The 11834-nt window shown below is 63.9% G+C and carries 10 protein-coding genes and 1 tRNA gene; 4 read left to right on the top strand and 7 right to left on the bottom strand.

All coding sequences use genetic code 11. The annotated features are described in order from the left end of the window. From sucC to HP499_RS13975, 5 genes are all read right to left on the bottom strand, one after another. Nucleotides 1–902: ADP-forming succinate--CoA ligase subunit beta (gene sucC / locus HP499_RS13995; protein ID WP_172324639.1), on the bottom strand; the 902-nt coding region annotated here is incomplete at its 3' end. Between the two features lie 253 nt (nt 903–1155). Next, nucleotides 1156–1854 (bottom strand): hypothetical protein, encoded by a 699-nt coding sequence (locus HP499_RS13990; RefSeq protein WP_172324637.1) that lies wholly within the window; start codon nt 1852–1854, stop codon nt 1156–1158. A 13-nt stretch (nt 1855–1867) separates the two neighbouring features. Next, nucleotides 1868–3307 (bottom strand): Ig domain-containing protein, encoded by a 1440-nt coding sequence (locus HP499_RS13985; RefSeq protein ID WP_172324636.1) that lies wholly within the window; start codon nt 3305–3307, stop codon nt 1868–1870. Between the two features lie 137 nt (nt 3308–3444). Continuing rightward, the gene (gene pcrA, locus HP499_RS13980; RefSeq protein WP_172324635.1) at nt 3445–5988 is read right to left on the bottom strand and encodes a DNA helicase PcrA; all 2544 of its coding nucleotides are present in this window, start codon (nt 5986–5988) and stop codon (nt 3445–3447) included. Between the two features lie 95 nt (nt 5989–6083). Then, nucleotides 6084–6929, bottom strand: coding sequence for an inositol monophosphatase family protein (locus HP499_RS13975; RefSeq protein ID WP_172324634.1), 846 nt, complete (start codon nt 6927–6929; stop codon nt 6084–6086). A 33-nt stretch (nt 6930–6962) separates the two neighbouring features. On the opposite strand from HP499_RS13975, the gene HP499_RS13970 reads away from it, so the two are divergent. Next, nucleotides 6963–7589, top strand: a complete 627-nt coding sequence (locus HP499_RS13970) for a hypothetical protein (RefSeq protein WP_172324633.1) — start codon at nt 6963–6965, stop codon at nt 7587–7589. 775 nt (nt 7590–8364) lie between these two features. Here HP499_RS13970 and HP499_RS13965 read toward each other — a convergent pair. Continuing rightward, the gene (locus HP499_RS13965) at nt 8365–9192 is read right to left on the bottom strand and encodes a hypothetical protein (RefSeq protein WP_172324632.1); all 828 of its coding nucleotides are present in this window, start codon (nt 9190–9192) and stop codon (nt 8365–8367) included. Nucleotides 9193–9301: 109 nt separating this feature from the next. Here HP499_RS13965 and HP499_RS13960 point away from each other — a divergent pair. The 3 genes from HP499_RS13960 (at nt 9302) to HP499_RS13950 (ending at nt 10235) form a co-directional block, all read left to right on the top strand. Continuing rightward, a tRNA-Arg gene (locus HP499_RS13960) sits at nt 9302–9374 on the top strand. Between the two features lies 1 nt (nt 9375). Continuing rightward, on the top strand, nt 9376–9834 hold the full coding sequence (locus HP499_RS13955) for a DUF6314 family protein (protein WP_172324631.1): 459 nt from the start codon (nt 9376–9378) through the stop codon (nt 9832–9834). Further along, nucleotides 9831–10235 (top strand): NUDIX domain-containing protein, encoded by a 405-nt coding sequence (locus tag HP499_RS13950; RefSeq protein WP_172324630.1) that lies wholly within the window; start codon nt 9831–9833, stop codon nt 10233–10235. Before HP499_RS13955 ends, HP499_RS13950 begins: the two co-directional genes overlap by 4 nt. Here HP499_RS13950 and HP499_RS13945 read toward each other — a convergent pair. After that, on the bottom strand, nt 10236–11834 hold a 1599-nt coding region (locus HP499_RS13945; RefSeq protein WP_172324629.1), incomplete at its 5' end, for an ABC transporter ATP-binding protein. It lies immediately after the preceding gene.

Below are 11834 nucleotides of genomic sequence, written 5' to 3'. Positions count from 1 at the left end.
ACGTCCAGACCGTTGGCCATGACCTCGGCGGAAGCTCCACCTCCGATGTCCAGGAAGTTCGCGGGCTTGACGTTGCCGTGGTTCTCGCCGGCGTAAGCAACGACGTCGAGGGTGGACATGACAAGACCGGCGCCGTTGCCGATGATGCCCACTTCGCCGTCCAGCTTCACGTAGTTGAGGTCCTGGGCCTTGGCCTTGGCCTCGAGCGGGTCAGCTGCGTCCTTGTCTTCCAACGTGGCGTGGTGCACGTGGCGGAAGTCAGCGTTCTCATCCAGGGAGACCTTGCCGTCGAGGGCAACGATCTCGCCTGCGCCGGTGCGGACCAGCGGGTTGACCTCAACCAGGGTTGCGTCTTCCTTCTTGAAGACGTCCCAGAGCTTCAGAATGACGTCGGCCACTTTGCCGCGCAGTTCTTCAGCGAAACCTGCAGCTGCGACGATCTCGTCAGCCTTCGCCTGGTCGATGCCCACAGCGGGGTCGATCGCGATCTTGGCCAGGGCCTCGGGACGCTCAACGGCAAGCTGTTCGATCTCCATGCCGCCCTCAACCGAGCACATGGCCAGGTAGTTGCGGTTGGCGCGGTCCAGGAGGACCGAGAAGTAGAACTCTTCGGCGATGTCTGCGCCCTGGGCGATCATCACCTTGTTGACGGTGTGGCCCTTGATATCCATGCCCAGGATGTTGGTGGAGTGCTCAAGTGCCTCTTCGGCGGTCTTGGCAACCTTGACGCCGCCAGCCTTGCCGCGGCCACCAACCTTAACCTGTGCCTTGACGACAGTTACGCCGCCGATCTTCTCGGCAGCTGCCTTTGCTTCTTCAGGAGTGTGCGCCACGATGCCGGCGAGCACGGGTACACCGTGCGCTTCGAACATATCGCGCGCCTGATATTCAAACAGGTCCACGGTTTAGTGTCCTTCTACGTCGAAGTAGTTTTCTGTTCAGCCGGGAACCGCGATGACCGCGATAGCCAGCTGCGGAGAGTACGCGGTAACAACCAGGATTGAAGCCGGTCACATTGCGTAAGGTCCTCTCGGAACTTTAGCCCTTTGAGGAGTCCCGCCAGCTACACACTACCTGTTAAGTGAGTAACCTTACACTTCTATGGGCTGTAGAAAACCCGCAGAATGACGCGGTTTTTGGGCCATCCACCGGCTGTCACGACGCTTGTTTCAGGTTCCCCGTGACTGTTTTGCCGCCGTCGGAAATCAACTGGTACCCCTCGGGAGTGACGAAGAAGGCCACGCCACCAGAGACGTTTCCGCAGGCAACCCCGCCGTTATAGGCCGAACACCGCAGCCCGTTGCGCTCAATGTTCTGCCCATCTGCCAGTTCCCGCAGCTTGGAGATGGGCCCGTTGCGCGTGCCCTTGGGCCCGAACTCGGACTCCATTTGTGTTACGCCGGAACGACACGAGCCGTAGACGGCTTTGTCGGGAGAGAGCAGAACCGTGCCGCCGAGGTAGCCCAAGCCTGTTCCGGCGCAGTCATCGGCGATGTCGGTCAGCTCCGGCTTGGCATACTTCGCCAGTTCGCAGTGAGCCACGGGTACCACCGGGAACTTGTTGTTGGCTGCATCCGAGTAGGAATTTGCCTCGTAAGGCAAGTTCAGGTGGCCTCCCTTGGAGGACGTCAAGGCGCACACAATGCCCTTGTCCCGGGTGACGAAGGCAGTGACATCCTCCCCGGCGGCCAGAGTGGTCTGCTCCGTGACAGGAACCTGCTTCAGTTGCTCAAGGGGTGCCAAAGGGGCCGGCGGAACGTAGTCCGGATCCTTCGTGGCGAAGGAGCACCCCGTGGTCAAAATCAAGAGCACGGCAGCAAGAATCCCCAGAACAGTCCGTCGCATGCCACCCATTATGCCGGTTACCTCACGCAGGGCTGCTTCGCCGGCGCCAGAGGCTGTTGAAGAGCACCAATGCGGCGCCCGCGGCCAGCAGACCCGCGGCAGCCCACAGCATGGTGTGCAGCCTTCCGGTCTCCAGGCCGGTCGCCGCCAGTTCGGCGCTGGTGAGTTCAGCGCTGCCGTATTCAGCGCTCGACGCCGGGACCACCGCTCCTGCCGGAGTCACCGCCGCCGGAGGTGCTGGCGCCTCGGCAGCTGGCGGCGGGTTCTCCGCGGGTGGCCGGGTGGCCAGGACTGTCACGGTTGTCCAGAAAATGCGCTGCTTCAGCTGATCAGAGTCGCGGACCCACACAGCAATGCTGAAGCTGCCAACGCTGGTGGGTATCCCCGTGAGGAACCCGTTCGCATCCACCTCCAAACCATCAGGCCCCGGATCGCTGGATGACAGACCACCGGCAAAGTGCCTTCGCGTGGAATAACCAAAGACGTAGGGAGCTACCCCGCCGGTGGCCTCTGCGATCTTGGCCGAGTAGGGCTCACCCAACACAGCTGCCGGAACCTGGAAACCAGTGGTCTGCATTCCCAAGGCATGGACGATGATGCTGTACGTCTTGTCCGTGTAGCCGAAACGGTCTTGGACGCGAAAGGTGAATCCATACGTACCCGGAGTGCTCGGCACCCCGGAAACTGATGACTCGCGGAGCTCAAGACCGGGCGGCAGTTGCCCCGACACGACCGAAATCTTGGTGTGTTCAGGGTCTGAACGATAAAAACCGAGGCCCTCGTCGTAGTTCCTCCCCACCACGCCATCGTCAAACGAGCCCATCCCCGGGTACGACTCATCATCGGATACGTGAACGTTGGGTGGGTAGTAGTTCTTGATATCGATGTTGATCTGTTCAGTCAGTGTTTGACGGGGATCGGAGGAATCCGAAACGGTGACGGACGGCGCTGGGCTGTACAACCCGGTAGGTGTTCCTGTGATGCTCAGGGTCGCGGGGTCGAAAACCAAACCTGCCGGGATATCGGTGGCCACAACGGTGTACGGGGCGGTGCCGCCAATAATCTGGAGCTGAGCCTCAAACGGTTTTCCCACGAAAGCGAGGTTCTCGCTGATCTTGACCGACAACGGGGTTGTTTCAATGATGGCCTTTTCGACCTCGGTTGCCCGGGCCTCTGTAGGGCTGACGGACGGTGACGGGGTCGCCAGCGAGGCGTCGGGGGTTGAGGGGCTCGCGCTGGCAGTTGGGCTCGCGCTTGCCGTCGGGCTCGCGCTTGCCGTCGGACTGGTCGTCGGCGGCGGCGTCGGACTCGCGCTTGCCGACGCGCTGGGAGACGCTGGGGGCTCCGCATCGGCTATTCCAGGCGGGGCGAACTGAAGCGCCAGGGCGCTTGCCACGGCCCCCACCAGCAGCAGCCTCGCGGCCTTGCCCCGCAAACGACGTTCCCCAACAAAAGCGCCCACGCGCGTCCTCCCCCACAGGAATGCAACCTTTTGGCGTTGCAAGGTGGGGCAGCAAACCGGCGTCAGCCCCAGTGCAACGCCCGGTCAGTCTAGGCCGGGAAGGAGTTCAGGACAATGGGTATGGAGCGCTGCGAAGCTCAAGCATCCAGTTTGGTCAGCGGCGCGTACCTCAGCAGCAAGCGCTTCTCTCCGACGTCGAACTTCACCTTGGCCACTGTTTTGTCTCCTGCGCCCTCGACGCCCAGCACCACGCCGTTGCCGAAGCTCGTGTGGTTGACCTTGTCCCCCACCACCACGGAAATGACTTCCTTCTGCGGCTGCACCCTGTTGCGTGCGACGGCGGCAGGAACGTCGGCGTCGAACCCTGCGGTGGGGCTTGCGGCAGCACCGCGTGAGGTGCCCGCTCCCCAGAACGAGCCACCGTAACGGTTGGAGCCGATGGGGGCACTCCCCCAGCCACCTGCGGCCTGGCGGCTCATCCCTTCGCGCTTCCATTCCACCAACTCGGAGGGGATTTCCTCCAGGAACTGGCTGGCAGGGTTGTACTGGCTTTGGCCCCACATGCTTCGGACTTCGGAGCGCGTGACGTAAAGGCGTTTGCGGGCGCGGGTCAGGCCCACGTAGGCAAGGCGCCGCTCCTCCGCTAGCTCTTTGGGGTCCGTGGCCGAGCGCTGGTGCGGGAAGATTCCGTGCTCCATGCCGGTCAGGAAGACCACGGGGAATTCCAGGCCCTTGGCAGTGTGCAGGGTCATGAGCGTGACTACGCCCATGCGCTTTGCCTCTGCCACTGCGGCGTCGATGTCAGCACCGGGTGCATCCGGAATCTGGTCGGCATCAGCTACCAGGGAGACCTGTTCAAGGAACTCCCCCAGGGAACCTTCCGGGTTATCGCGTTCATACTCACGGACCACGGCTACCAGTTCCGCCAGGTTCTCCACCCGGGATTCGTCTTGCGGATCCGTACTGGCGCGCAGCCCGGCGAGGTAGCCGGTTTGCTCCAACACCGCTTCCAAGGCGGCGGCTGCGCCGGAACCTGTAGCAACCTCGGCGAGGTCATCCATCAGTTTCACGAAGCCAAGAACCAAGTTGACCGAACGGCTGGCCATTCCGGGTGCTTGGTCAGCGCGGCGCGCGGCAGCCATGAACGAGGACCGTTCCCGCTCGGCTAAGGCTGCAACGGCGCCTTCGGCCCGATCACCGATTCCCCGCTTGGGTTCGTTAAGGATGCGGCGCAGGTTGACGTCGTCATCCGGGTTCACCAGGACGCGAAGGTACGCCAAGGCGTCCTTGATTTCCTTGCGCTCATAGAACCGGGTGCCGCCCACAACCTTGTACGGCAAACCGACGCGAACCAGAACGTCTTCGATGGAACGGGACTGGGCGTTGGTGCGGTAGAAGATGGCGACGTCACCGGGACGCAATCCTTCCTCGTCCTGCAGCCGGTCTATCTCCTTGGCGATGAATTGGGCTTCGTCGTGCTCGTTCTCGCCCACATAGCCGATGATCTTCTCGCCATCGCCCTCCGCCGTCCACAGACGCTTCTCCTGGCGGTTGGGGTTCCGTGAGATCACCGAGTTGGCCGCGCTAAGGATGTTCTGGGTGGAGCGGTAGTTCTGCTCCAGCTTGATGGTGCGGGCGTTGGGGTAGTCGGCCTCGAACTCCACGATGTTGCGGATGTCCGCGCCACGGAAGGCGTAGATGGACTGGTCCGAATCGCCCACCACTGTCAGCTCGCTCGGCTGGACACTGGTGTCCGTTCCCACCCCCACGATTTCCCGGACCAAAGCGTACTGGGCGTGGTTGGTGTCCTGGTATTCGTCCACCAGCACGTGCCGGAACCGGCGCCTGTAGGACTCCGCGAGCGCCGGGAAGGCCCGGAACATGTAGACGGTCTCGGCAATGAGATCGTCAAAGTCCATCGCGTTCGCTTGGCGGAGCCTCTGTGTGTAGCCCTTGAAAACTTCGGCAACGGCGCTATCAAAGGGGTCGTTGTAGTTCGCGGTGGAGGCATACGAATCAGCGTCGATCAGCTCATTCTTGAGTGCTGAGATTTTGTGCTGGATGGCCTTGGGTGCGAACTTCTTGGGATCCAGGTCCAGGTTCTTGGACACCAGGGTGATCAGGCGCAAGGAGTCCGCTGAGTCATAGATGGAGAAGTTCGAGTTCAGCCCCACCGTGGTGGCTTCCCTCCGCAGGATCCGGACGCAGGAGGAGTGGAAGGTGGAGATCCACATGGCCTTGGCCCGCCCGCCGACTAGGGCTTCGATGCGTTCCCGCATTTCAGCTGCAGCCTTGTTGGTGAAGGTGATGGCCAGGATCTCGCCATGGTGGGCGCGTTTGGTGGCGATCAGGTAGGCGATCCTGTTACTGAGGACACGGGTCTTGCCGGACCCCGCACCGGCTACGATCAGCAAGGGAGTGCCCGCGTGCTTGACGGCTTCTTCCTGCTGCGGGTTCAACCCTTGAAGGAGCGCATCTGCAGAGGGAAGTCCCGATCCCCCGGTGTTGCCCCACCCCCCGGACGGCCCTCCTGCAGTGTCCGACGACCCGCCACTGCTCCCTTGGAGGCGGGCGCCGGCAGCGCCTCCCCCCGGGTGGGAAAGCTCCGGGGCAGCCTTGACTGCGGCTTTGGTGCCTGCTTTGAAGGGTCCGTCTGCGTAGGGGTCAAACAACATATCCATGGTGCCTACCAGTCTAGGCGGTGGCCCTGACACTATAAGGCGCCGGGTGTCCGGCCCCACACGTTGGGGCCAAAAGGGTTCTGCCGCTTCAGCTCCTAAGCAAACTGCGGAACGGAGGTGAGGGCAGCGCTCAACTCACGTACCGCCGTCGGGCCTCCGGCGACGAACCAGTTCAGTCCGTTGACCTTCACGACGGCGGTGTCCCCGCCTGCTGCGCGGACAATCGCCTTGCCGGGCAGCCAGTCCCACTCCGGGCAGCTGTGCTGGAACCAGCAACCGAGTTCACCGTCCGCTACCCGGCCGAGGTCGCAGGAACCGGAGCCGAACATGCGCAGCGAAGCAGCGGTGATCGCCGCAGCGTGCCACGGCATGGCCGTGCGGGGATCGGCCAGCCAGGTGGGGTGGATGTAGGTGGCAGCACTGATTTCACCCACGGCGCGGTCACCCGAGCCGGAGATCGGTTCCCCGTTCAACGTCGCTGGGTGTCCTTCTCCGCCGAGCCACAGCTTGTCCAGTTCAGGCTGGTAGATGGCGCCGAGCAGCACCTCAGGATCGGATACCGGGCTGGTTCCGTGGTCTGAATCGTCGCGTTTGAGGGCAATCGCCGAGCACCAGTACGTGGAGCCGTGCAGGAAGTTGTAGGTGCCGTCCACCGGATCGATCACCCAGGTCCGGCCGCTGGTTCCCGCTACCGAGGCACCCTCTTCGCCGAGGATGCCGTCTTCCGGCCGGCAGCGCCGCAACTGTTCCAGGACGTAAGCCTCGGCTGCGTGATCGGCCGCCGTGACGACGTCGGACACTGAGGTCTTGCGTTCGCCCTGCAATCCGCCCATGCGCATGAGCAGCGCCAGTTGGCCTGCCTCGCGGACCAAGGCGCTTGCCAGTTGGTAGTCATCGAGTGTGGGATCGAGTTCAGTTGCTGTATGCCTGCCGGTGGTCATGGTTCCAGCTTATGTGGCGGGATAATGAATGGCATGGCCAAGACACCAGCCCAGCGCATCAAGAAGCACGGAGCAAAGGCAGTGGTTCCCGATCACACGCTGCCGCCCGTGATCAACACCACCACCGGGCGCACACCTCAAAAGGCGCAGAGCAACTCCAAGCTCATTGTGATCGCGGGAGTTGTGGCCAGCTTGTTCCTGTTCTGGTACCTGCACCTGCTCACCCTGAACCAGATGACGCAGCTCTCCGGTGGCCTGGCGATGCCGGATTCCCTGATTGGCGGCTTCTCCCAGGACTACATCAGCCAGCTTCGAGGCGCCATGGACGAGTCCGCACGTGGCCAACTCAACTACGTGCACAAGACCGCGGGCACTCTGTTCCCCCTGATCTTCGGCTTCAGCTGGCTCTTGTTGATCGGCACCAATGTGGCGCGGAAGTCCTGGCGATGGGCCATGTGGGCTGCGCCCCTGCTGTTCGCCGTGGCCCACCTGTGGTCCAATGTGGCCATTGATTCGGTGCTGGCTACCGAAACGCCCGACGCCGGTTCGGTGGCCTTGGCGTCGTCACTGACCGTTGCGTCCTGGGTGCTGTTCCTGGTCAGTCTCCTGTGCGGAGTACTGGCTGTATTTGTGGGTCGGAAAAGCGCAAGGCCCTCCTGACACGTAGTCCCCGCACCCGCCCGGCGCAGCACTTGTTCGCCTGCACCGCACCCCTACCCGCCCGGCGCACCACTTGTTCGCCAGCACCGCACCCCTACCCGCCCGGCGCACCACTTGGTCGCCGCCACCGCACCCCAACCCGCCCGGCGCACCACTTGTTCGACAGCACCGCACCCCAACCCGCCCGGCGCACCAGAGCTTACGGGCGCGATCGGCGGCAAAGGGTGCAGCATCCCAAACGCCGCCACCGCACCCCTACCCGCCCGACGCAGCACTTGGTCGCCGCCACCGCACCCCTACCAGCCCGACGCACCAGAGCTTACGGGCGCGATCGGCGGCAAAGGGTGCAGCACCCCAAACTCCGCCAGCACCGCACCCGTACCCGCCCGGCGCAGCACTTGGTCGCCGCCACCGCACCCCTACCCGCGCGACGCACCACTTGGTCGCCGCCGCCGCACCCCTACCCGCCCGGCGCACCACTTGTTCGCCTGCACCGCACCCCTACCCGCCCGGCGCACCAGAGCTTACGGGCGCGATCCGCGGCAAAGGGTGCAGCACCCCAAACTCCGCCAGCACCGCACCCCTACCCGCCCGGCGCACCAGAGCTTACGGGCGCGATCCGCGGCAAAGGGTGCAGCACCCCAAACTCCGCCAGCACCGCACCCCTACCCGCCCGGCGCACCACTTGTTCGCCAGCACCGCACCCGTACCCGCCCGGCGCACCAGAGCTTACGGGCGCGATCGGCGGCAAAGGGTGCGGGACGGACCCGAACCTTCAGCGCGAGCCCACCCGCAACCGTGTTGTGTGGGCTTTCCGCTCCGTGTGCACCCGCTGGGCAATCACCAGCCCGGCCGCAGCCAGGCCGATGGTCACCGGATACCCCATGAACCGCTCCAAAAGGCCCGGCAGGGGCACGTCCATTCCGGTGATCCCGCCGATGATGAGCGCTCCAATACAAAGCAGGCCGCACACGCCCAGGAACCAACTCATCGGGGTTTGCCGGAACCACAGGATGCCCAGCAGCAGCAGTGCCAATCCTCCGCCGATGAAGAACATCAGGGCACCAGCGAAATGCCACGGCGAGTCGAGGTCTTCGGGCACCAAGCCAACAATGACAGTCCCCGCACCGGCCACTCCGGTAAGGATCCGAATGGCCACCGCCAGGATCCACGGCACGGTCAGCACCCGGGTCCGCACTAAGCCACCGGAAGCAGCCGCAGCAGAATCAGCCGTAACGGACCGCAGCCGGCGGGCAGGAACGCCGGGTTGTGCCGCAACGCAAAGGAGACCTGCGGTCAGGAACAGCGCACCCAGGACCAACGCCAGTCCCTGGACCACGAACGAGGCATTCATCAGCACATGTAACGGCGAGCACACGGCCCGGTCCTCGTACACGCCGCACGATACCGCTCCGAGATCACTGATGTATCCGGTGGCCCGACTGTAAGGCTCGGGACCGGCCCAGGCTTGGATGACGGCGGCCTCGGCCACGAAGTACTGGACAACGCTCAGCTGCGCCCAGCCACCGATCGTGGCCCGGATGTTACGGAGGTCGGGAAAGAAGGATCCGGCCTGCGCCGGTGCAGTGGAGGGCCCTGTCATGCTCGCCAGCCTAGCGGTGTTCGGGCAGCACCCCGTCAGCTTGTATGCTTGTAGTCGTGTCCGGGCCCTCAGGCTCCAGCAGTGGGATTTTAGAGTCATGGACATACAGGCCCTCGTAGCTCAGTGGATAGAGCACGGCTCTCCTAAAGCCGGTGTCGTTGGTTCGATTCCAATCGAGGGCACTTGAACCACCAGCAGCCCACCCAGGACTTGCAGGCCTACCTGGCCGGCAGCTGGAGCGTGGAGCGGACACTCCTGGACCGTGCCTCCGGCACCAACGGAACCTTTACCGGCGTTGTGCGTTATTCCCTGAATCCCGACGGCGGCCTGGGCTACCGCGAAGACGGAACCATGCATTGGCCCACCCATTCAGGGCCGGCTTTCCGCGAGTATGTCCTCAAGACAGGTGCCTCAGCGGATTCGATGGACGTGTTTTTCCCGGACGGCAGGCCCTTCCACACCATGAGCTTCTCCGAACAAGGCCACCAGGACAAGCACTGGTGCGACCCCGACGATTACCGCGTCAACTACCTCTATCTAGGCCCGGACTCGTTCAGTTTTACCTGGGATGTGCAAGGGCCCACGAAGGATCTCCTGCTGGAATCCCGCCTGGTCCGGATCGACGCCGGGAGGCAAACATGAAGGAAACCGCAACTGACCTGATCGTGGTCAGCGCCGTGTGTGTTTACAACGCCGAAGGCCAGCTGTTAACTGTCCGGAAGCGCGGCACGGACAAGTTCATGCACCCGGGCGGGAAGCCCGAGCCCGGCGAAACCGCCGCGGAAGCCGCTTCCCGGGAGCTGCACGAAGAAGTAGGCATCGAGGTGAGCCCTGACCAGTTGGAGTTGCTGGGCGTATGGCTCGCCGTGGCTGCCAATGAAGCAGCCACGAACATCGAGGCCACCGTTTTCACCGCTCCTGGAACCTGGGAGGCGCACCCCTCGGCAGAGATCGCCGAGATCCGGTGGCTGGACCTCAACGGTCCCCTGCCCGCAGACCTGGCGCCACTGCTGACGGAGCACGTCATCCCGCTGTTGAAGTAGCTACAGTTCTGGGACTGCTTCCTGCGCCACAGCCGTGGCCTCCGCGAACTGCGTCTGGTAGAGCTCAGCGTAGCGTCCATCCGCGGCCAGCAGCTCGGTGTGCGTGCCGCGCTCCACGATCCGGCCGTCCTCCACCACCAGGATGGCGTCGGCGGCGCGGATAGTGGAGAGCCGGTGGGCAATCACGACGGCGGTGCGCCCCTCGAGCGCCTCGCCCAGGGCCGCCTGGACGGCGGCTTCGTTGGTGGAATCCAGCGCTGCCGTGGCTTCATCAAGAATCACAACCCAAGGCTGCTTAATCAGCAGGCGGGCAATGGTGAGACGTTGGCGTTCACCGCCGGAGAGCCGGTAGCCGCGCTCCCCCACCACGGTTTCCAGGCCGTCAGGCAGGGACCGGATCATGGGCTCCAGGCGGGCCCGCCGGAGCACATCCCACATGTCCGCTTCGGTAGCATCGGGGCGGGCGAGCCGGAGGTTGGAGGCGATGGTTTCATGGAACAGGTGGCCGTCCTGGGTCACCATGCCCATGGTGTCGCGGAGGGAATCGAAGCTGAGATCGCGCACGTCCACGCCAGTTCCGGGTTGCTGGCCACCAAGCCGCACAGCCCCGGAGTCGACGTCGTATAAGCGCGAGAGCAACTGGGCCACTGTGGACTTGCCTGCGCCGGAGGAACCCACCAACGCAACAGTCTGCCCGGGTTCAACCCTGAAGCTCACTGAGTGCAGGACTTCCTCCCCGCCACGGGTATCCAGCGTGGCTACGTCTTCGAGGGACGCCAGCGACACCTTCTCGGCCGAGGGGTAGGAGAAGCGGACGTCGTCGAATTCCACTGCGACAGGTCCGTGAGGCACGGAAACGGCGTCCGGCTTCTCGGTGATCAGCGGCTTGAGGTCGAGGATTTCAAAGACCCTCTCAAAGCTGACCAAGGCACTCATGATCTCCACACGGGCGTTGGACAGCGCCGTCAGTGGAGCGTAGAGCCGGGTCAGAAGAAGCGCGAGTACCACCACGTCACCGGGCGCCAGTTGCCCGCCGATCGCCAGCCAGCCGCCCAAGCCGTACACCAAAGCCAAAGCCAGGGCTGAGACCAGGGTCAGGGCCGTGACGAACGTGAACTGCAGCATGGCGGTCCGGATGCCAATGTCCCGGACCCGGCCTGCCCGGTCAGCAAACTCACGGGATTCTTCATCCGGGCGGCCGAACAACTTCACCAGTGTGGCGCCCGGGGCGGAGAACCTCTCGGTCATTTGCGTGCCCATGGCAGCGTTGTGCGCGGCAGCTTCGCGGCGGAGGTCCGCCAATTTGGAACCCATGCGCCGGGCCGGAATCAGGAAGATCGGCAGCAACACCATGGCCAGCACGGTCACCAGCCAGGAAGTGTTCAGCATGACCACAAGTGTCAGGACCAGGGCCACCACGTTGCTGACCACACCGGACAACGTACCGGCGAAAGCAGATTGCGCTCCGATGACGTCATTGTTCAATCGGCTGACCAGGGCGCCGGTCCGGGTCCGCGTGAAGAACGCGATGGGCATGCGCTGAACGTGGTCGAACACCCGCGTGCGCAGGTCCACGATGACGCCCTCGCCAATGATGGA

It is taken from the genome of Paenarthrobacter sp. CM16, assembly GCF_013179505.1.
Classification (GTDB): Bacteria; Actinomycetota; Actinomycetes; order Actinomycetales; family Micrococcaceae; genus Arthrobacter.
The sequence above is the reverse complement of the archived record's forward strand: the minus strand, read 5'-3'. Positions and strand labels throughout refer to the sequence as shown.

Coding starts and splice junctions, on each gene's coding strand:
- HP499_RS13990 (WP_172324637.1), bottom strand. CDS start 1,854: ATGGGTGGCATGCGACGGACTGTTCTGGGGATTCTTGCTGCCGTGCTC.
- pcrA (WP_172324635.1), bottom strand. CDS start 5,988: ATGGATATGTTGTTTGACCCCTACGCAGACGGACCCTTCAAAGCAGGC.
- HP499_RS13975 (WP_172324634.1), bottom strand. CDS start 6,929: ATGACCACCGGCAGGCATACAGCAACTGAACTCGATCCCACACTCGAT.
- HP499_RS13970 (WP_172324633.1), top strand. CDS start 6,963: ATGGCCAAGACACCAGCCCAGCGCATCAAGAAGCACGGAGCAAAGGCA.
- HP499_RS13965 (WP_172324632.1), bottom strand. CDS start 9,192: ATGACAGGGCCCTCCACTGCACCGGCGCAGGCCGGATCCTTCTTTCCC.
- HP499_RS13950 (WP_172324630.1), top strand. CDS start 9,831: ATGAAGGAAACCGCAACTGACCTGATCGTGGTCAGCGCCGTGTGTGTT.